This window comes from Streptomyces sp. STR69 (assembly GCF_024519455.1).
Taxonomy (GTDB): Bacteria; Actinomycetota; Actinomycetes; order Streptomycetales; family Streptomycetaceae; genus Streptomyces.
In genome coordinates, this window is record NZ_JALJRY010000038.1 from 66,135 (window position 1) to 86,840 (window position 20,706).

The window sequence follows — 20,706 nt, forward strand, 5'->3', positions numbered from 1 at the left end:
CGAAGCATGGACGCTGACGCCATCGCAGAGGGCCGCCGACGCTGGCAGGCCCGGTTCGACGCCGCACGCACGCGTGAGGCCGACTTCACCACGCTCTCCGGGGACCCCGTCGAGCCGGTGTACGGACCTCGCCCCGGGGACACGTACGACGGCTTCGAGCGGATCGGGTGGCCCGGCGAGTACCCCTACACGCGCGGGCTGCACGCCACGGGCTACCGGGGGCGGACCTGGACGATCCGGCAGTTCGCCGGGTTCGGGAACGCCGAGCAGACCAACGAGCGCTACAAGAAGATCCTCGCCAACGGCGGCGGCGGCCTCTCCGTCGCCTTCGACATGCCGACCCTGATGGGCCGCGACTCCGACGACCCGCGCGCGCTGGGCGAGGTCGGGCACTGCGGGGTCGCCATCGACTCCGCCGCCGACATGGAGGTCCTGTTCAAGGACATCCCGCTGGGTGATGTGACGACCTCGATGACCATCAGCGGGCCGGCCGTCCCCGTCTTCTGCATGTACCTGGTCGCCGCCGAGCGCCAGGGCATCGACCCCGCCGTCCTCAACGGCACGCTCCAGACGGACATCTTCAAGGAGTACATCGCCCAGAAGGAGTGGCTCTTCCAGCCCGAGCCGCACCTGCGCCTCATCGGCGACCTCATGGAGTACTGCGCGGCCGGCATCCCCGCCTACAAGCCGCTGTCCGTCTCCGGGTACCACATCCGCGAGGCCGGCTCCACGGCCGCGCAGGAGCTGGCGTACACGCTGGCCGACGGCTTCGGGTACGTCGAACTCGGCCTGTCCCGGGGCCTCGACGTGGACGTGTTCGCACCCGGCCTGTCCTTCTTCTTCGACGCGCACGTCGACTTCTTCGAGGAGATCGCCAAGTTCCGCGCGGCGCGCCGGATCTGGGCCCGCTGGATGCGGGACGTCTACGGCGCGCGGTCCGAGAAGGCCCAGTGGCTGCGCTTCCACACCCAGACCGCCGGCGTCTCGCTGACCGCGCAGCAGCCGTACAACAACGTGGTCAGGACGGCCGTAGAGGCGCTCGCAGCCGTCCTCGGCGGGACCAACTCGCTGCACACCAACGCCCTGGACGAGACCCTCGCGCTGCCCAGTGAGCAGGCCGCGGAGATCGCGCTGCGCACGCAGCAGGTGCTGATGGAGGAGACCGGGGTCGCCAACGTGGCGGATCCGCTGGGGGGTTCGTGGTACGTCGAGCAGCTCACCGACCGGATCGAGGCGGACGCCGAGAAGATCTTCGAGCAGATCAGGGAGCGGGGGCTGAGGGCGCATCCGGACGGGCGGCACCCGATCGGGCCGATCACGTCCGGGATCCTGCGCGGGATCGAGGACGGCTGGTTCACCGGTGAGATCGCCGAGGCCGCCTTCCAGTACCAGCGGTCCGTGGAGAAGGGCGACAAGCGGGTCGTCGGCGTCAATGTGCACCACGGGTCGGTCACCGGGGACCTGGAGATCCTGCGGGTCAGCCATGAGGTGGAGCGGGAGCAGATCCGGGAGTTGGGGTCGCGGAAGGGCGCTCGGGACGAGGCGGCCGTAGGGGCGGCGCTGGACGCGATGCTCGCCGCCGCGCGGGACGGGTCGAACATGATCGGACCGATGCTGGACGCGGCGCGGGCCGAGGCGACGCTCGGTGAGATCTGCGGGGTGCTGCGCGAGGAGTGGGGGGTCTACACCGAGCCTGCGGGCTTCTAGGGGTTCGTGAGCGCGGTCAGGCCCAGCAGCAGGACCCGGGTGAAGCTGCGGACCCAGTCCTCGTCGGCCGGTTCCGCGCTCACCAGGGTGCGGTGGACGACCGCGCCGGCGACCACGTCGAAGATCAGGTCGGCGGTGCGCGCGGCTTCCAAGGGGTCTGATTCCGGGGGCAGTTCGCCGCGGGCCTGGGCGCGTGCCCTGCCCTCCACGACCAGGCACTTCTGCCGGTCGACGATCGATTCGCGGATGCGTTCGCGCAGGGCGTTGTCGCGGACGGACTCGGCGACCACCGCCATCAGTCCACTCTTGGCCTCCGGGCGTGCCAGGATCGCCGCGAACTGGAGGACGACGCCCTCGATGTCGGCGGCCAGGGTGCCCCGGTCGGGGAGTTCCAGTTCGTCGAAGAGTTCGGCGACGGCGTCGACGACGAGTTCGTTCTTGCCTGCCCAGCGGCGGTAGAGGGTCGTTTTCGCGACCCCGGCGCGGGTTGCCACGTCTCCCAACGTGAGCTTGGACCAGCCGAGTTCGACCAGGGCCTCCCGGGTGGCCGCGAGGATCGCGGTGTCCGCGGTGGTGCTGCGGGGGCGTCCCGCGGCGCGTGGGACGGGAGTGCGGCTCTGCATCCCTTGACCATAACCGGCGGTTCCTGTGGTGCAGTGAGGGAGATCACCGGGTATCCCTTTCCGCGAGGCACCCGGCACCATTACGCTACGACCCGTAGCGAAACCGCGGGCGTGGGGTGGGGACCCGACGCCGAACAGCACCTGCCGAACAGCACTGACCGGACCGGCTTTCACAACACTTTTCATTCACACGCGCGGACGGGGGAGGATAGACGCATGCAGCCACGGAACATGTCCATGAGCGGAGTCGTCGACCTCGCCGCGGTGAAGGCGGCCCAGGAGGCCAAGGCCAAGGCGGAGCAGGCGCGCGCCGAATCCGCCAGACAGGGCGGTGGCGGGGCCGTCTCGCCGGCCGATCTTGTGATCGACGTAGATGAGGCGGGGTTCGAGAGCGAGGTCCTGCAGCGGTCCACCGAGGTCCCGGTCGTCATCGACTTCTGGGCCGAGTGGTGCGAGCCGTGCAAGCAGCTGAGCCCGATCCTGGAGCGGCTCGCCCTCGACTACGACGGACGCTTCGTCCTTGCCAAGATCGACGTCGACGCCAATCAGATGCTGATGCAGCAGTTCGGGGTGCAGGGCATCCCGGCCGTCTTCGCGGTGGTCGCCGGGCAGGCGCTGCCGCTCTTCCAGGGGGCCGCCACCGAGCCGCAGGTCCGCCAGACCCTCGACCAGTTGATCCAGGTCGCCGAGCAGCGCTTCGGTCTCACCGGGCTGACCGTCGACCCGGACGCCGTGCCGGGCGACCGCCCCGAGGTCGTCGCCGAGATGCCGGCGGGCCCCTACGACGCGCTGCTGGAAGCCGCCGTACGGGCCCTGGACGCCGGGGACTTCGGCGGGGCCGTACAGGCCTACAAGAACGTGCTGAGCGACGACCCGGCCAACTCGGAGGCCAAGCTCGGGCTCGCGCAGGCCGAGTTGCTGCACCGGGTGTCGACGCTCGACCCGCAGCAGGTGCGTACGGAGGCCGCCGGGAAGCCGGGTGACGTGCCGGCGCAGATCGCCGCCGCCGACCTGGATCTGGTGGGCGGTCATGTCGAGGACGCGTTCGGCCGGTTGATCGACACCGTGCGGCGCACGGCGGGTGACGACCGGGACACCGTACGGCTGCGGCTGCTGGAGCTGTTCGAGGTCGTCGGGGCCGACGACCCGAGGGTGGCGGCGGCCCGGCGGGCACTGGCGCGGGCGCTGTTCTGAGCGGGGCGCGAGGCCGGTTCTGACCAGTCGGTAAACCTCGGGAACGGTGTTGCCGGTGTGAAATATTTGCCGACAGAGTGTCACTGCGACCGCGCTTTACCAAAACTTGGTAATCGCGGTCGCTGTTACTTGGAGTAAGCCAGGGGCGTTGTTCTGTCGGATTCCGTCCGAAGATCCATCGTTTTGTCCTGGCCCAGGATGACACCCAGCGTCGTCGGTCGATACCGGCGGGTCGTTGTTCGGTTATCCGCTCGTTACTACCCAGTAACGAAGCCCCTTGTGCGGGCGGCGAGAATGCACCACGATCGGCGACGCTCGGTCCGTTTCCGTACCCCGACAGCCGGTCGGGTCGACGGGGTCTCCTGGGTCCCCACCGAGTAGAGCCGGAAACAATGGAGTCGGCTCTTGGGCAGGGGGGTCTTCGCCGCGAGGCGGAGCCTGTCCAGCAAGGTTGTGCGTGATGTGCGTCAGGCGCGACCAGTGGTTGTCGCTCGGGGGTGATCGCCGGTGATCGGTGCGCGGGTTCGCGCCTCCGGGTACAGGCGCTCCCCTTCCCGAGGACGTAGCACTTCTCCCATCCCTGCCCGGCTGAGCCGCCATCTGGGGGCAGTCAGGGCCAGGAGATGTACGTCCGAGAAGGAGGAAATATGGAGTCCCAGGTGCGTGGCGGGACGAGATGGAAGCGCTTCGCTGTGGTCATGGTGCCCAGCGTCGCCGCTACGGCGTGTATAGGTGTCGCCCTCGCGCAGGGCGCCCTTGCCGCGTCGTTCAGTGTTTCCGGCCAGTCGTTCAAGGTGACGGCCGATCAGCTCGACGGCACGGGCTTCACGCAGTACGGAGCCCTGGACTCGGGCTACAACCTGGACGGCAGCAAGACGGCTCACCCCGTCGCCGTCTCGGCGTTCAAGTCCGCTTCGATCACCAACATGTGCCAGTCGGTGGTCACCCCGAACATCCCGATCTTCGGATCGGTCAGCCTCGTGCTGAAGGCGGGCGGCGACGGTACGCCGGTCCAGGCCGAGAACCTGTACATCGATGTCCAGGACCTCGCCGCCGACGCGGTGTTCCACAACATCGACATCGGTGTGGCCGCCGGAAGCGCGACCAAGGGTCCGGGCATGAAGGGCGGCAGCGAGGCTGCCAACCCGTACGGATTCGCCCAGCAGGCCGAGTCGGCCACGCTGACCAACGTGAAGCAGACGGCGTGGGCCACCACTGCCGGAACCTTCAAGCTCAGCGGGCTGAAGATGTCGGTCTCGACCGGCACCCACGAGTGCTACTAGGCACTTGACGGCGGGCGGGGGAGCCGGTGGCGCCCCCGCCCGTCCACCTTCCACCCGCACCTTCACCCGAGGTGCACCTCTCCACCACAGCAACGCCGTACCAGGGAGCTGTTTTCCATGAGCGCCGAGACTCCTGCCGCACCCGGTCAGTTCACCCGCCGGAGGCTGCAGTTCCGCGCCTGGCGTGGCACAAGGCCGTTCTGGGCCGGTCTGTACGTCATGCTCGGCGGACTCCCGATCGCCTACTTCCCGTACGCGCATCTCCAGATCGGGCATCTGACGCTGGCGATGGCCACCACCGCGGGCGCCGGGTCCCTGATCATCGGCGTGCTGCTCGTCGTCCTGGGCTTCAGCCTCTGGTTCCAGAAGCACGTGCGCACCTTCGCGGGTGTCGCGGCGATTCTGCTGGCGCTGGTGTCCATCCCCGTGTCCAACCTCGGCGGCTTCCTCATCGGCTTCCTCTTCGCCATGGTCGGCGGGGCGCTGGCCGTGTCGTGGGCGCCGGGCGCACCGCCGGAGCCGCAGGCGGTACCGGAGGACACGCAGGGAGAAGGCGGCGCACCCGCAGCCGCACCGTTCGAGGCCGCACCGCACGAGTCCGCGTCGTACTACGAAGCCGCGCCTCACGAGTCAGTGCCGCACGAGTCCGCCGACGACGCGGACGAGCCCAAGGATCTGTCAGGAACGAGCCCGGTGAACAACGGGGCGAACGGGAGGCACAGTGCCGGCTGACGAGGTGACCCACGGGACTGACGTGGACGCGTCCCGTGTGAGAACCGGGCCGCGGCACGCGGCGCCCAAGAAGCCGTTGCTCACCAGGCTCCACATGCCCGCCGGCAAGGCGATAGCCACGGTGGCGATGCCGACCGCTGTCATCGTGGGGCTGGGTTTCACGTCCTCGCTCGCCCTCGCCGACAACGGTTCGACGACCTCGCCGTCGTCGAAGAGTCTGACGGCCGACGAGTACAAGGACTGCGTCGCGGCCCTCGCCGACTCGACGGCCGGCGCCTCGGCGACGCCGTCCGCGTCCACGAGCGAGTCCTCGGACTCGTCCAAGGACGAGGCGACACCGTCGGCCACGTCGACGGACTCCGCCACGAAGGACTCGGGCAAGACCTCTTCGTCGGATTCAGGTTCCGACGACAAGTCCACGCCCACGCCGACCGCTTCGGCCTCGGCGAGCAAGTCCAGCGACTCCGGCAGTACGTCGTCCGGCTCCACCGCCACCGCGACGCCCTCGGCGACCGCGAGCAGCGAGAGCCTGCTGGACACCATCGGCGACGCGATCACCGGCATCCTCACCGGCGGTTCCAGCTCGTCGGGTTCGGACTCCACGGCGACCGCCACGCCGACGCCGACCGCGTCCGCCTCGGCGAGCGCCACGAAGGACACGTCCACGGACGACTCCTCCAGTGCGTCCGACACCGTCAAGGAGACGACGAAGAAGGCCACCGACACGGTCGACGACACCGTGAAGGACACGACCGACACGGCGACGAAGGCGGCCGAGGACACGGCCACCGCCACCGCTTCGGCCACGGCGAGTCCGTCCGCGAGCGCGAGCACCGACACCTCGGACTGCCCGGTCGCCACGGACGACCTGAGCGGCGTCGACAACAAGGTGCTGCTGCCCGACGACCCCTGGTACCTGAACGCGAGTTCGCTGCTGCTCAAGGGCGCCGACTACAAGGGCATCGTCGAGGTGAAGACGGCCAGCGGCAAGGTCAAGAAGGTCCTGAAGTACGTCATCTCCGGTGGCACCGACATCGGCGACCTGCACCAGACGGTGGACGACAAGCAGTCCGGCAAGACATACCACGTGCAGGCGGCCTCCGGTTCGACGTCCACGATCCGCGACGGCGACACCGTGATGTACACGGAGTCCATCTCGGGCAACCTGTTCGGACTGATCCCGATCACGTTCACCCCGGACAGCCCGCCGCCGCTGAACATCCCGCTGATCTACTTCACCAACGTGAAGGTGGTCCAGGCCGGCCAGTTCGGCGGCACGCTGACCGTTCCCGGTCTGCGCAGCTACCAGAACTGAGCCCGTCCACAAGCCCGTTCGGGAGCCGCGAAGGAGCAGTGCCCCGCCGAGTACCCACTCGGCGGGGCACTGCTCTGTTCCGCGCGGTCCGAGAACCGGAGGCGCACACCGACGTCGCGGTCTCGCGGAGCGGGCGAAGGCGGACGCCGTACGGCTGATCGACCACCGCCCACCCGGAGCTGCGCGCCGGCACATGGCTGTGCGAGACGGTCGGAGCACCCCCGGCCGCATGATCCGACCGACGGCGAACAGCCGAGGGCGCCCCCTGGTCGCAGGGGACGCCCTCAGCGCCGTACAAAAGCCTTCAGCGGTACGTCAGTTGCCCTCGCCGCCGCCGAGGTGGTGGACGCGGAGCATGTTCGTGGTGCCGGCCACGCCGGGGGGCGAGCCGGCGGTGATGATGACGGTCTCGCCCGGGTTGAAGCGGTTGATCTTGGCGATCTCGCCGTCGACCATGTCGACCATCTCGTCGGTGGTGTTGACGAACGGCACCACGTGCGACTCCACGCCCCAGCTGAGCGCCAGCTGGTTGCGGGTGCCCTCGTCGGTGGTGAAGGCGATGATCGGCTGCTGCGCGCGGTAGCGGGACAGCCGGCGGGCGGTGTCACCGGACTGCGTGAAGGCCACCAGGGCCCGGCCGCCGAGGAAGTCGGCGATCTCGCACGCGGCACGCGCGATCGAACCACCCTGCGTCCGCGGCTTCTTGCCCGGCACGAGCGGCTGCAGGCCCTTGCTGAGCAGCTCCTCCTCGGCCGCCTGGACGATCTTCGACATCGTCTGCACGGTCTCGATCGGGTAGGCGCCCACCGAGGACTCGGCGGACAGCATGACCGCGTCCGCGCCGTCCAGGATCGCGTTGGCCACGTCGGAGGCCTCGGCGCGCGTGGGGCGGGAGTTGGTGATCATCGACTCCATCATCTGGGTCGCCACGATCACCGGCTTGGCGTTGCGCCGGCAGAGCTCCACCAGGCGCTTCTGCACCATCGGGACCTTCTCCAGCGGGTACTCCACGGCGAGGTCCCCGCGGGCCACCATCACCGCGTCGAAGGCCGCGACCACGGCCTCCATGTTGGCGACCGCCTGCGGCTTCTCCACCTTGGCGATGACGGGGACCCGGCGGCCCTCCTCGTCCATCACCTTGTGGACGTCGTACACGTCGCTCGCGTCGCGCACGAAGGACAGGGCGACCATGTCGCAGCCCATCCGCAGCGCGAAGCGCAGGTCCTCGACGTCCTTCTCGGACAGCGCGGGCACGTTCACGGCCGCGCCGGGCAGGTTGATGCCCTTGTGGTCAGAGATGACGCCGCCCTCGATGACGATCGTCTTCACGCGGGGGCCTTCGACGCTGAGGACCTTCAGCTCGACGTTGCCGTCGTTGATGAGGACCTGGTCGCCGCGGGAGACGTCACCGGGCAGGCCCTTGTACGTCGTCCCGCAGATGGTCTTGTCGCCCGGGACGTCCTCGGTGGTGATGGTGAACTCGTCACCGCGCACCAGCTCGACGGGACCCTCGGCGAAGGTCTCCAGGCGGATCTTCGGGCCCTGCAGGTCGGCGAGGACGCCGATGGCACGGCCGGTCTCCTTGGCCGCGGCACGGACGCGGTCGTACCGGCCCTGGTGCTCGGCGTGGGTGCCGTGGCTGAAATTGAAGCGGGCCACATTCATGCCGGCCTCGATCAGCGACACCAACTGCTCGTGGGAGTCGACCGCGGGGCCGAGAGTACAGACGATTTTCGAACGGCGCATGGGACGATCCTATCGGTTTGTTTCGCTACGGAATATTCCGTCTGGCGGAAGATACAAATGGGCGGGCAGGCGCTCAGGCGTTGGAATTTCCGACCAGTGCATAGGTCTGTGTGGCGATCTCCAATTCCTCGTCCGTCGGCACCACCGCGACCGCGACCCGCCCGGACGCCGGCGAGATCAGCCGCGGCTCGTCACTCCGTACGGCGTTCAGCGCCCCGTCCACCTCAAGCCCCAGCAGCTCCAGGCCCGCGACGGCAGCTTCCCGCACCGCACTCGCGTTCTCCCCGACTCCCGCTGTGAAGGCGACCGCGTCCACCCGGCCGAGTACCGCGCAGTAGGCACCGATGTACTTCTTCAACCGGTGAATGTAGATGTCGAAGGCGAGTTCCGCCTGTTCGTCGCCCTCGTCGATCCGGCGCCGGATCTCCCGCATGTCGTTGTCCCCGCACAACCCGATCAGACCGCTCTTCTTGTTGAGAAGAGTGTCGATCTCATCGGTGGACATTTCGCCAACACGCATCAAATGGAAGATGACGGCCGGATCCAGGTCTCCCGACCGGGTCCCCATCACCAACCCCTCCAAGGGCGTCAGCCCCATCGAGGTGTCCACACACCGCCCACCGCGCACGGCCGAGGCGGACGCCCCGTTCCCTAGATGCAGCACGATGACGTTCACGTCCTCGGGCGCCTTCCCCAGCAGCTTCGCCGTCGCCCGCGACACATACGCGTGCGAGGTCCCGTGGAACCCGTACCGCCGGATCCGGTACGCGTCCGCGGTCGCCACGTCGATCGCGTACCGCGCGGCCGACTCCGGCATCGTCGTGTGGAACGCGGTGTCGAACACGGCCACCTGCGGCAGATCCGGCCGCAGCGCCATCGCGGTCCGGATCCCGACGAGGTTCGCCGGATTGTGCAGCGGAGCGACGGGGATCAGCCGCTCGATCTCGGCGAGCACCGCGTCGTCGATGACGGTGGGAGCGGTGAAGGTCATCCCGCCGTGCACGACCCGATGCCCGATGGCAGCCAGTTCGGGAGAGTCCAACCCGAGCCCGTCCGTGGCCAGTTGCTCCGCTACGGCCTTCAGGGCGGCCTCGTGGTCGGCGATCGGCGCGATCGACTCCCGTACGGCACCGGTCGTGACGCAGGTGTGCTTGAGCCGGGAGGTCTCCTCGCCGATGCGCTCGACGAGCCCCAGGGCCAGCCGCTCGCCGTCGTGCATGTCGAGGAGCTGGTACTTCACCGACGAGGAGCCGGAGTTGAGCACGAGGACACGGGTCGCGGTCACTGCTGGGTTGCCTTCTCGGTCGGGTTCTCTGCCTGGTTCTTCGGGCTCTGGGACTGGATCGCCGTGATGGCGACGGTGTTGACGATGTCCGAGACGAGGGCGCCCCGGGACAGGTCGTTGACCGGCTTGCGCAGCCCCTGGAGCACCGGCCCGACGGCGATCGCGCCGGCCGAACGCTGCACGGCCTTGTAGGTGTTGTTGCCGGTGTTGAGGTCGGGGAAGATCAACACGCTTGCCCGGCCCGCGACTTCGGACTCCGGCATCTTCGTGGCGGCGACACTCGGCTCGACGGCGGCGTCGTACTGGATCGGCCCCTCGATCCGCAGATCGGCCCGCCGCAGCCGGACCAGCTCCGTGGCCTCGCGCACCTTGTCGACGTCGACGCCCGAGCCGGACGTACCCGTCGAGTACGACAGCATGGCGATCCGCGCGGCGACCCCGAACTGCTCGGCGGTGGCGGCCGATTGAATGGCGATGTCGGCCAACTGCTCGGCGTTCGGGTCGGGGTTGACGGCACAGTCGCCGTACACCAGCACTTTGTCGGCGAGGCACATGAAGAAGACGGACGAGACGATGTCGGCGTCCGGCTTGGTCTTGATGATCTCGAAAGCGGGCCGGATGGTGGCGGCCGTGGAGTGCACGGCGCCGGAGACCATCCCGTCGGCGAGCCCGGCCTGCACCATCAACGTCCCGAAGTAGTTCACGTCGGCGACGACGTCGTAGGCCAGCTCGACGGTCACGCCCTTGTGGGCGCGGAGTTCGGCGTACTTCTCGGCGAAGCGGTCGCGGAGTTCGGAGGTCTGCGGGTCGATCAGCTGGGCGGCGCTGAGGTCGATGCCGAGGTCGGCGGCCCGCTTGCGGATCTGGTCCTCGGGCCCGAGGAGGGTGAGTTCGCAGACGCCCCGGCGCAGCAGCACCTCGGCGGCGTGCAGGACGCGGGGCTCGGTGCCCTCGGGGAGGACGATCCGGCGCTTGTCGGAGCGGGCCCGCTCCAGGAGCGTGTGCTCGAACATCATCGGGGTGAGGCGGTCGCTGCTCGGCGCGGAGACCCGCCTGAGCAGGTCGCCGGTGTCGACGTACCGCTCGAAGAGGCCGAGCGCGGTCTCCGCCTTGCGCGGGGTGGCCGCGTTCAACTTCCCTTCCAGGGCGAAGAGTTCACCGGCGGTGGGGAAGGAGTTCCCGGCCACCGAGACCACCGGCGTGCCCGGCGCGAGGCGGGCGGCGAGGGTGAGGATCCCGTCGCTCGGCACCTCGTTCAGGGTGAGCAGGACGCCGGCTATCGGCGGGGTGCCGGCGCTGTGCGCGGCGAGCGCGCCGACGACGAGGTCGGCGCGGTCGCCCGGGGTGACGACGAGACAGCCGGGCGTCAGCGCCTTCAGGAAGTTGGGCAGCATCGCCCCGCCGAACACGAAGTCCAGCGCGTCCCGCGCGAGCCCCGAGTCGTCCCCGAGGAGCACCCGGCCGCCGAGGGCGTGGGTGATCTGCGCGACGGTCGGCGCGGAGAGCGCGGGCTCGTCCGGTACGACGTAACAGGGCACCGGCAGCCGGGTGGTGAGTCGCTGGGCGATCTCCTCCCGGTCCTCGCGGGCGACCCGGTTGGTGACCATGGCGAGGACGTCGCAGCCGAGGCCGTCGTAGGCGCGATACGCGTTGCGGGTCTCCGCGAGCACGGACTCGGAGGTCTGCTTGCGGCCGCCGACGACGGGGATCACGGACGCGCCGAACTCGTTCGCGAGACGGGCGTTGAGGGCCAGCTCGTCCGGGAACTGGGTGTCCGCGAAGTCGGTCCCGAGGACGAGGACGACGTCGTAGTCACGGGCGACGAGATGGAACCGTTCGACGAGCGTCGACACCAGCTCGTCCGTCCCCTGCTCGGCCTGGAGGGCGGACGCCTCGTGGTAGTCCATGCCGTAGACGGTCGCCGGGTCCTGCGAGAGCCGGTAGCGGGCGCGCAGCAGTTCGAACAGCCGATCGGGATCGTCGTGGACGAGGGGCCGGAACACCCCCACCCGGTCGACCTGCCGGGTCAGGAGCTCCATGACCCCCAGCTCGACGACCTGACGGCCGTCGCCGCGGTCGATCCCGGTCACGTACACGCTGCGGGTCACGCGTGCTACCTCGCTTCGTCTCGGTGGTCATAAAAATCGCCCACCGGGGTGAGCGGAAGCCTCTTGACAATACCTCCGGGGGTGGTTAGGACGCCCCTCGGTCGGACGGGAGCGGCGTCGCCCTGAGGGACGTGAAACAATCGAATCCGGCTCACCGGTCTCAACAGCGAGCAGGAGACACAGCACGATGCGCATCGGAGTTCTCACCGCAGGCGGCGACTGCCCCGGCCTGAACGCAGTGATCCGATCGGTCGTGCACCGAGCGGTCGACAACTACGGCGACGAGGTCATCGGCTTCGAGGACGGCTACGCCGGACTGCTCGAAGGCCACTACCGCACCCTCGACCTCGACGCGGTCAGCGGCATCCTCGCCCGCGGCGGCACGATCCTGGGCTCTTCCCGCCTGGAGCGCGACCGCCTGCGGGAAGCGTGCGAGAACGCGCTGGACATCGCGCGGGACTTCGGGATCGATGCGCTGATCCCGATCGGCGGCGAGGGCACGCTGACGGCGGCGCGCATGCTGTCGGACGCCGGATTGCCGGTGGTCGGGGTCCCCAAGACGATCGACAACGACATCTCGTCGACGGACCGCACGTTCGGGTTCGACACGGCGGTGGGCGTCGCCACGGAGGCGATGGACCGCCTCAAGACGACCGCGGAGTCCCACCAACGAGTGATGGTCGTCGAGGTCATGGGCCGGCACGCGGGCTGGATCGCGCTGGAGTCCGGGATGGCGGCGGGCGCCCACGGCATCTGCCTGCCCGAGCGCCCCTTCGACCCCGCCGACCTGGTCAAGATGGTCGAGGAACGCTTCGCCCGCGGCAAGCGGTTCGCCGTCGTCTGCGTCGCCGAGGGCGCGCACCCCGCCGAGGGCTCCATGGACTACGGCAAGGGCGAGATCGACGCGTTCGGCCACGAGCGCTTCCAGGGCATCGGCACGGCACTGGCGTACGAACTCGAACGCCGCCTCGGCAAGGAGGCCAAGCCGGTCATCCTCGGCCACATCCAGCGCGGCGGCGTACCGACCGCGTACGACCGGGTGCTCGCGACCCGGTTCGGCTGGCACGCGGTGGAGGCCGCGCACCGGGGCGAGTTCGGACGGATGACGGCGCTGCGCGGCACGGACGTGGTGATGGTGCCGCTGGCGGAGGCGGTCACCGAGCTGAAGACGGTGCCGAAGGACCGGATGGACGAGGCGGAGTCGGTCTTCTAGGTCCGGTGCGGGCTGTTCAGTAGGTGCCCTTCTCGACCACGGCCCAGAAACGGCTGATGATCTGGTCGAGGAAGTCGCGGCCGGCCTCGCTCGCGTCGCCGGGCGAGTTGCCGCCGGCCCAGGTGAGGGTGGCGAGCATCCGCCCCTGGTAGTCCTGGTGGAGTTCCTTGAGGGAGTCCTCCAGGAGATGCCGGTCCAGGGGCACCATTTTTCCGATCGGCCGTACGGCGGCCTGCCAGCGCGTGGTCACGGCGCCGCGCAGCAACTCCGCGAGTTTCGCGTCGCGTCCGGTGACGTTGATGAAGTCGGGCAGCGAGAGGTCGAGCACATCGGCGAGTGCGGCGGACTGGCGCTCGGTGCCGCGCCACTCGTCGTTCTCCTCCATCCGCAAATACACGAGGAGTTCGAGCCCGACGGCACGGGCGATGTCCTCCGGCGCGAGGCCACGGGCCAGACGGTGCTCACGCAGCGTGCGTGGCCTGCCGATGAGTTCACTCGCGGAACACCACAACACGCCCGCGAGCGCGGCGAGTTCGGGACTCGACGGCGCGGTGAGCCCACGCTCCCAGGCGATGACCAGGTCCGGCGTGACATAGGGCAGCCCGAACGACACACGCATCCCGTACGCGACGTGTTCGGGACCCATGTCGAGAGCGGTCCTGAGCCTGCGGGCAGCGGGGGCGTTGAACGGCGGAGTGGGCGGCGTGGACTGGCTGGGTTGAGCTGGAGGTCGGCGCACGGGGCACAAGTTAGGGGCGCCCGAGTGCGGTGACTACGGTCTGTTCGGCCAGGATTACGGATCGTAGGAACGTACGGATCCGGTCGGGTGGGGGAGATCGAATGCGGCTGGGGGTGGTGTGCGTGGTGACGGTGCGTGGCGGCCGGGGGAGCCGGATGGTGGCCGAGGTGCGATGAATATGCCGCTCTACCTTGCCATTTGCCTGGGTGGCGGGCACTGGCCGAGGGGGTGGGGGTGGTTCGGCTGGTCTCGGGTGTGTGGGCGGGGTTCGAAGGGGAGTGCGTTTGTGGTGGGGGTGATGATCGGGTGTGGGGGGAAGTGGGGGGTGGCGGGAATTCGACGGTGGGGGTGTGGGCGGGGTCGCCGGGCGGTCGTTCAGGTGCGTCGCGTATCGACTCCGGCCCCGACCGTCGGCTCCCGGGGGAACTCCTTCGGCTTCGCCTCACCCCGCGTTGGCCGATCACGGGCGCCCCGCACCGATGCCTCGTGACGGCCTAGGCTCCGAGGGGTGATTGAGACCATCGTGTTCGACGTCGGCGAGACGATCACCCGAGACGACCGGTACTGGCAGTCGTGGGCCGACTGGCTCGACATCCCCCGCCACACCCTCTCCGTGCTCGTCGGGGCCGTCGTGGCCCGGGGCCAGGACAACGCGGAGGCGTTGCGCCTCGTCCGCCCCGGCATCGACATCGCCGCCGAATACCGCGCTCGCGAAACGGCCGGCCACGGCGAGTACCTCGACGAGAGCGACCTCTACGACGACGTCCGCCCGGCCCTGTCCGCGCTCCGCGAACTCGGAGTGCGGGTCATCGTCGCCGGGAACCAGACTTCCCGCGCCGGCGAGTTGCTGCGCGCCCTCGACCTGCCCGCGGACCTCGTTGTCACGTCGGGGGAGTGGGGCGTCGCGAAGCCACAACTCGGGTTCTTCGAGCGCGTGCTGGAGGTGGCCCAGGCAGCGCCGGACCGGACGGTCTACGTCGGCGACCATCCGGCCAACGACATCTTCCCCGCCAAGCGGGCGGGGCTGCGCGTCGCGCATGTCCGCCGTGGCCCATGGGGGCATCTGTGGGCGGACGACGCCAAGGTCGTAGCGGCGGCGGACTGGCGTATCGACGGTCTCGGCCGGCTCACGTCGATGGTGGCGGACTGACGGAAACGGCTCGGCCCTCCGCGGGCTGTGGCCGGTGGGGCCGTTCGCGTGCACAGGGGAGTTGACCGGTCCCGGCGCGCGTGCCGGTGGGGTGTAACCGCTTCTCGATGTCCGCCAGAGGGGCACGCACTGCCGCTGCCGTGTGTTCGAGCGGCTGTGCGGTCAGGACGGCGACCGTGGGCGGTGTGTCGGGCGCCTCTTCACCGGTACTGCCAAGTGGGCTGGCCAGAGCGGGTGTTGGGTGGGCATCGGAGGCGTACCGTGTGGCGCGCGAGGTTCGGAGGCGGCACGGAGGACGGCGCGGTGGCCTATGAGTACAGCGGGGATCATCTCGACTTTCGGGCAGGGGACTTCAAGGGGCCCGTCATCGCGAAGGTCAGCGTCCACCAGCATGCTGCGGCGCCCACGGCCCTGGACGCCCTGCCGGCCAGGACCGCTGGGTTCATCGGTCGGGGAAGTGAACTGAGCCGACTGCTCCATGCGCTGGACCCCGCGATTGCCGAAGGGCCGCATGCCGTTCTGGTCGCCGCGGTGTCGGGGCTCGGCGGTATCGGCAAGACCGCACTCGCCGTGGAGGCGGCACACGCTGCCCGCGACAAAGGCTGGTTCCCCGGCGGGGTGCTCTTCGTCAACCTGCAGGGGTATGCCGACGATCGTGTTACCGCTGACCAGGCGCTGGAGGCATTGCTCCGGGCGCTGGGTACCAAGCCGGACCACATCCCGGCGACGGCGGACCAACGTGCCGGTCTGTACCGGTCAATACTCACTGAGCGAGGCCGGGAGCGGGGAGCGGTGCTGATCCTGGCAGACAACGCGGCCTTGGCCGAGCAGGTGCGCCCGTTGTTGCCGGGCGGTGGGGCGAGGCATCGTGTCCTGGTTACCTCGCGTGACCGATTGCCCCAACTAGGGGCCAGAATCGTGCCGTTGGGGCAGCTGACGCCGAGTGAGGCGTCCGGCCTCCTCGACCGTGTGCTGCGGATCGCGGACCCTGATGACTGTCGGATGGCCGATGAGACCTCAGCAGCCGCGAAAGTCGCCGCGTGTTGCGGATACCTGCCGCTCGCCCTGCAGATCGCGGGGGCGCTGCTGGTGCTGGATCGGAGTCAACCTGTTGCCGAACTCGCCGCTGAACTGGGCGAGTTCCGCGATCGGCTCGACCGCCTTGACGACGGTGAGCGTAGTGTCCGGGCGGCGTTCGAGCTGTCGTATCGGCTGTTGGCGCCGGACGAGGCTAGGCTGCTCCGGTTGCTCGCCCTCGCTCCGGGACCCGAGGCAAGCGCTGAGGTGGTCACGGCTCTGATCGGGGCCAAGGAGTTGCCGACTCGCGCTCTGAACGTACTGGCCCGCGCACACCTCGTCGAGCGGGGAAGCGGGCGGGAGCGGTGGCGGATGCACGATCTGGTGCGGGCGTTCGGCCTGGTAGCGGATGCGGATCTGCCGGACGAGCGGGAAGCGGCTCGGGATCGGGTGTTGGATATCTACTGGCGGCGGGCGCATGCCGCCGATGCGCGTTTGAGATGGTTGCGGGGGATGCCCGAACCACCGTGGTTTGGCGAGTCGGCCCAGGCGTTGGCGTGGTTCGACGCGGAGCGACTGGGTCTGATCACCGTAGTCGGCTGGGCTGAGGAGAAGCGATACGAGAGCCGGGCCGTGTTGCTGGCGGCATGCTTGGTGCTTTACCTGGAGCGGCAGCGGCATTTCGACGACTGGATCACCGTGAGCAGTGCTGCCCGCAATGCTGCTCGTCGCCTTGGCGATCCTGACCGTGAGGCGGGTGCGTCGAACAACCTCGGGAACGCCTTGCGAAAGGTTGGCAGGGTGGCCGAAGCCATTGACGCCCATACACACGCGCGCGATTTCTTCCGGGCTGTCGGGGAGCACCGCAGCGAGGCCGTGTCGTGGAACAACCTCGGCCTGGATCTGCTGGCGGCGGGTCGGGAGGACGAGGCGATCGAGGCTCTCACCCGTGCTCGCGATCTTCTCCAGGTCGTTGGGGACGCCCACTTGGAGGCCGTTGCATGGGACTGTCTCGGAGTTGCCTTGTCGCAGACGGGGCGGGTCGCGGACTCGATCGAAGTGACCGCCCGTGCCCGCGACCTGTTTCGGATCGTAGGGGACTTTCGCCGTGAAGCAGGCGCTGAGAACAATCTCGGAGCCGCCCTGATCGATGCCGGCCGGACGGAGGAGGCGATCGAGAGCTTTGAATCGGCGCGGGAGATCTTCCGGGAACTGGGTGACTGGTACTGGACCGGGCAGGTTTTGTACAACCTTGCGCTCTGCCACGAAGCGCACCGGCACTCGGCTGAGGCCGTCGCCTGCTGGGTCCAAGCTTCCGAGGCCTACACCCGAGCAGGTGCCGTGAAGGAAGCAGCCGAGGCGCTTGCCCTGGCCGAGGAGCAAGAATGACTCCGGTTCGACCGGCCTACCCCTTGACTGCCCCGCCCAGCGCAAACCCCCCACCCAACCGCCGAGCCACCAGCACATACAACAAAATCACCGGCGTCGAATAAACAACAGAAAACGCCGCCAGCTGCCCGTACGCCACCATCCCCCGATTCCCGAAGAACTCGTTGATGCTCACGCTCGCCGGCATCTGGTCCGGCGTGAGCAGCAGCATGAACGGGACGAAGAAGTTCCCCCACATCATCACGAACGAGAAGACGGTCACCACCGCGACGCCCGGCCCCATCAGCGGAAGAACGATCCGTACGAGCGACTGAAACGACGACGCGCCGTCCGCCCACGCCGCCTCCTCCAGTTCCTTAGGTACGCCGTCCATGAAGTTCTTCATCAGCCAGATGGCGAAGGGGAGTTGGGAGGCGGCGAAGAAGAAGATCGTGCCCTGCATGGTGTCGATGAGATTCACCTGCACGAACAACGCGTACACCGGCACCATGATCGCGGTGATCGGAAGGCTCGTCGCGAAGAGGATCGTCAGGAGGAATGGGCGATTGAGCCGTGACCTGAAGCGGGACAGCGGGTATGCCGCCAGCGCCGAGCACACCACCGTCAGCAGCGTTCCGAATCCGCACAGGATCAGGCTGTTGAGGAGGGGGGTGAAGGTGATGTCCGAGTTCAGGATCGCGTGGAAGTTGTCCAGGGTCAGGCCGTCGGGGGCCTTCACCTTGAGGTCCGCGTGGGCGTCGAGGGACGACAGGACCACCCAGAGCAGCGGCAGCGCGAACGTCGCCGCGACCACCAGCAGCCCCGCGTCCGCAGCCAGGCGTCGGCTTGTGCGGCGGGAGGAGAAGGTGAGTGCCATGGGTCAGACCTCCGTTCGCAGCAGGCGCATGTAGATCACCGAGAAGAGCGAGCCGACCAGGAGCAGGAGCAGCGCGACCGCCGTGGCGTAGCCGATCATGCTGTTCTGGAAAGCCTGTTCGTACATGTAGAGGGGGAGGGTCTGGCTCTTGTTTCCCGGGCCGCCTCTCGTCATCACCCAGATCAGGCCGAAGACGGAGAGGGTCTGGAGGGTGTTGAGCATGAGGTTCGTGCCGATCGAGCGGCGGATCATCGGCAGCGTGATGTGCCACATACGGCGCCAGCCGCCCGCGCCGTCGACCTCCGCCGCCTCCGTGATCTCCTTGGGGATCTCGTTCAGCGCCGCTGAGTAGACCAGCATCGAGAACGCCGTTCCCCGCCATACGTTCGCGAAGGACACCGCCAGGATCGGGAGCGTGAACAGCCAGTTCTGGGACGGGAGATGGAGCCAGTCCAGGATGGCGTTCAGGGTGCCCTCGCGGCGGAAGAAGGCGTAGAGGAGGAAGCCCGCGACCACTTCCGGGAGGACCCAGGCCGTGATCACGATCGCGCCCGTGAGTGTGCGGATCGGTTTTGACGCGCGTTGCATGAGGGTCGCGAGCGCCAGGCCGAGGGTGTTCTGGCCGATCAGGGACGACAACACCGTGAACACCAGGGTCAGCCAGACCGCGTTCAGGAATTCCGAGTCCTTGAAGGCCGTACGGAAATTCGCGAAGCCCACGAAGGACGAGTGGGCCTGGCCGGTGAGTTGGAGGTCGGTGAAGGCGATGTAGGCGCAGTAGCCGATCGGGACGGCCAGGAAGAGGAGCAGGAGGACCAGGGCGGGGGAGAGGGGGAGGAGGTGGGTGAGGATGCGGCGGAGGGTGCGGTGGTCGTTGCGGGGGTTTGGCGGCTGGTGCGCGGGCTGTCGGGGGGCCGGGCCCGGGGCGGACTTCGTCCCGTCCGGGCCCGCCGCTTGCCGGGGTGCGGTGGTCACTTCTGGGTGACCTGGTTGTCCGTGGCCGACTTGAGCTCGTCGTCGTACGAACTCGCTGCCTTGTCCACCGACATGTCACCCGTCGTCACGCCCTCCATCGCCTCCTGGATGGCGGTGGAGACCTTCGGGTACGCCGGGTAGGCGGGCCGGTAGTGCGTGCTCGCCACTAGGTCGGTGAAGAACTTGATGCCGGGCTGGGCGTTGGCGTAGGCGGGGTCGGCGGCGACGTCCTTCCGGACGGAGATACCGGAGTTGGCGATGTACCACTTCTCCGCGTTCGCCTTCGTCTGCATCGTCTTGATGAAGTCGAAGGCCAGGTCCGGGTTGCCCGCCTTGGAGGGGATCGCCCAGGTCCAGCCGCCGGACATGCTCACCTTGCCGGGGGCCTGGCCGTTCTGCGTGGGCATGTACGCAAGGCCCAACTCCTGTGACCACTGCGGCCATTCATGACCGCTGCCCTTCAACCACGCCTGCGGCAGCCAGGATCCGTCGAGAGCGATGCCGAGTTTGCCCTTGGGGAGCAGTTCACCGGCCACGTAGGTCTGGATGTTGGGGTCGAGAGCGTCGGACACGTCCGGGCCGAGCTTCTCCTTGTAGACCGTGTGCACGAAGGAGAGGGCGTCCTTGAAACCCTGGCTGCCGGCGATCCACTTCTTCGACGAGGTGTCGTAAAGGGGGTCTGTGGTGCCGTCGTTGGTGCCGTAGAGCAGCATCTCGAAGCCCTGCATGGTGGCGGCCTCGCCGGCCGGTTTGCCGGTGTAGACGTTGAGGGGGGTGACGTTCGGGACCTTCTGCTTGATGGTGCGGGCCGCGGCGAGGACGTCGTCCCACGTCTTGGGCTGCCAATTCGCGGGCAGGCCCGCCTTCTTGAAGATCCCCTTGTCGAACCAGAGGCCTCGGGTGTCCGTCCCGTCCGGGACGCCGTACGTCTTTCCGTCCTCGGCCTTGGCGGCGGACTTCGCCGTGTCGACGAACTGGTTCCAGTCCGGCCACTTGGAGAGGTAGGGGTCGAGGGGCTTGAGGTAGCCGGAGGTGATGTCGCTGTTGATGAGGAACGTGTCCTCGTAGACCAGGTCCGGGGCGGTCTTGGGGGAGCGAAGCATCTGCTGGAGCTTGGTGTAGTACTCCGAGTCCGGGGCCTTGATCGGGACAAGCTCGACCTTCTTGCCGGGGTACTGCTTCTCGAACTGCTTCTTCATGTCGGCGAGGTAGGTGTCCATCACCTTGATGGAGTTGTCCGTCGACTGCTTGAAGGAGATCTTCACGGTGTCCGGGCTGCTGCCGGAACCGCTGCCGCAGGCGGTGAGGGTGGTTGCGGCGAGGGCTAGGGCTGAGATGGCTGCGAGGGCGACGGCGGTGGGGCGCACGGGCACG

General features: G+C 68.5%; 16 protein-coding genes. 8 read left to right on the forward strand and 8 right to left on the reverse strand.

The genetic code is table 11. The features are described 5' to 3' along the window. Positions 1-6 precede the first annotated feature (6 nt). Complete coding sequence (locus OC490_RS43490; protein WP_262063584.1) at positions 7-1,707, forward strand: methylmalonyl-CoA mutase; 1,701 nt, start codon at positions 7-9, stop codon at positions 1,705-1,707. Here the strand turns inward: OC490_RS43490 and OC490_RS43495 are convergent. Next, on the reverse strand, positions 1,704-2,330 hold the full coding sequence (locus tag OC490_RS43495; RefSeq protein WP_262063585.1) for a TetR/AcrR family transcriptional regulator: 627 nt from the start codon (positions 2,328-2,330) through the stop codon (positions 1,704-1,706). The two genes, OC490_RS43490 and OC490_RS43495, sit on opposite strands and share 4 nt — an antisense overlap. Positions 2,331-2,546: 216 nt before the next feature. Between OC490_RS43495 and OC490_RS43500 the strand changes: the two genes are divergently transcribed. From OC490_RS43500 to OC490_RS43515, 4 genes are all read left to right on the forward strand, one after another. Beyond that, the gene (locus tag OC490_RS43500; protein ID WP_262063586.1) at positions 2,547-3,524 is read left to right on the forward strand and encodes a tetratricopeptide repeat protein; all 978 of its coding nucleotides are present in this window, start codon (positions 2,547-2,549) and stop codon (positions 3,522-3,524) included. 647 nt (positions 3,525-4,171) lie between these two features. Next, the gene (locus OC490_RS43505; protein WP_262063587.1) at positions 4,172-4,807 is read left to right on the forward strand and encodes a DUF6230 family protein; all 636 of its coding nucleotides are present in this window, start codon (positions 4,172-4,174) and stop codon (positions 4,805-4,807) included. A gap of 117 nt (positions 4,808-4,924) precedes the next feature. Continuing rightward, complete coding sequence (locus OC490_RS43510) at positions 4,925-5,539, forward strand: DUF6114 domain-containing protein (protein WP_262063588.1); 615 nt, start codon at positions 4,925-4,927, stop codon at positions 5,537-5,539. Further along, positions 5,529-6,854 carry a hypothetical protein gene (locus OC490_RS43515; protein WP_262063589.1) on the forward strand — a complete coding sequence of 442 codons (1,326 nt, stop codon included), beginning with the start codon at positions 5,529-5,531 and terminating at the stop codon, positions 6,852-6,854. Before OC490_RS43510 ends, OC490_RS43515 begins: the two co-directional genes overlap by 11 nt. A gap of 315 nt (positions 6,855-7,169) precedes the next feature. Here OC490_RS43515 and pyk read toward each other — a convergent pair whose 3' ends face one another. From pyk to pta, 3 genes are all read right to left on the reverse strand, one after another. Then, a complete protein-coding gene (pyk, locus tag OC490_RS43520) occupies positions 7,170-8,600 on the reverse strand; it encodes a pyruvate kinase (RefSeq protein ID WP_262063590.1) in 1,431 nt (476 codons plus the stop codon). A gap of 73 nt (positions 8,601-8,673) precedes the next feature. Further along, positions 8,674-9,885 carry an acetate kinase gene (locus OC490_RS43525; RefSeq protein ID WP_262063591.1) on the reverse strand — a complete coding sequence of 404 codons (1,212 nt, stop codon included), beginning with the start codon at positions 9,883-9,885 and terminating at the stop codon, positions 8,674-8,676. Beyond that, positions 9,882-11,993, reverse strand: coding sequence for a phosphate acetyltransferase (gene pta, locus OC490_RS43530; RefSeq protein WP_262063592.1), 2,112 nt, complete (start codon positions 11,991-11,993; stop codon positions 9,882-9,884). Before pta ends, OC490_RS43525 begins: the two co-directional genes overlap by 4 nt. A 187-nt stretch (positions 11,994-12,180) precedes the next feature. On the opposite strand from pta, the gene OC490_RS43535 reads away from it, so the two are divergent. Continuing rightward, on the forward strand, positions 12,181-13,206 hold the full coding sequence (locus OC490_RS43535) for an ATP-dependent 6-phosphofructokinase (protein WP_019073126.1): 1,026 nt from the start codon (positions 12,181-12,183) through the stop codon (positions 13,204-13,206). Positions 13,207-13,222: 16 nt separating this feature from the next. Here the strand turns inward: OC490_RS43535 and OC490_RS43540 are convergent, their stop codons facing one another. After that, positions 13,223-13,852: a helix-turn-helix domain-containing protein gene (locus OC490_RS43540; protein WP_262063593.1), complete on the reverse strand. Its 630-nt coding sequence runs from the start codon at positions 13,850-13,852 to the stop codon at positions 13,223-13,225. Between the two features lie 601 nt (positions 13,853-14,453). Here OC490_RS43540 and OC490_RS43545 point away from each other — a divergent pair. Both OC490_RS43545 and OC490_RS43550 read left to right on the forward strand, forming a co-directional pair. Next, entirely contained in the window at positions 14,454-15,095 is a 642-nt protein-coding gene (locus OC490_RS43545) for an HAD family hydrolase (protein ID WP_262063594.1), read from the forward strand. Positions 15,096-15,398: 303 nt separating this feature from the next. Next, a complete protein-coding gene (locus OC490_RS43550; RefSeq protein ID WP_262063595.1) occupies positions 15,399-17,501 on the forward strand; it encodes a tetratricopeptide repeat protein in 2,103 nt (700 codons plus the stop codon). Positions 17,502-17,517: 16 nt separating this feature from the next. Here OC490_RS43550 and OC490_RS43555 read toward each other — a convergent pair whose 3' ends face one another. From OC490_RS43555 to OC490_RS43565, 3 genes are read right to left on the reverse strand one after another with little or no spacing between them, the layout of a single operon-like run. Then, positions 17,518-18,357 carry a carbohydrate ABC transporter permease gene (locus tag OC490_RS43555; protein ID WP_262063596.1) on the reverse strand — a complete coding sequence of 280 codons (840 nt, stop codon included), beginning with the start codon at positions 18,355-18,357 and terminating at the stop codon, positions 17,518-17,520. Between the two features lie 3 nt (positions 18,358-18,360). Then, positions 18,361-19,332 (reverse strand): carbohydrate ABC transporter permease, encoded by a 972-nt coding sequence (locus OC490_RS43560; protein ID WP_410099252.1) that lies wholly within the window; start codon positions 19,330-19,332, stop codon positions 18,361-18,363. Next, the gene (locus OC490_RS43565; RefSeq protein WP_262063597.1) at positions 19,329-20,699 is read right to left on the reverse strand and encodes an extracellular solute-binding protein; all 1,371 of its coding nucleotides are present in this window, start codon (positions 20,697-20,699) and stop codon (positions 19,329-19,331) included. The genes OC490_RS43560 and OC490_RS43565 overlap by 4 nt, the downstream gene beginning before the upstream one ends. Positions 20,700-20,706: the final 7 nt, after the last annotated feature.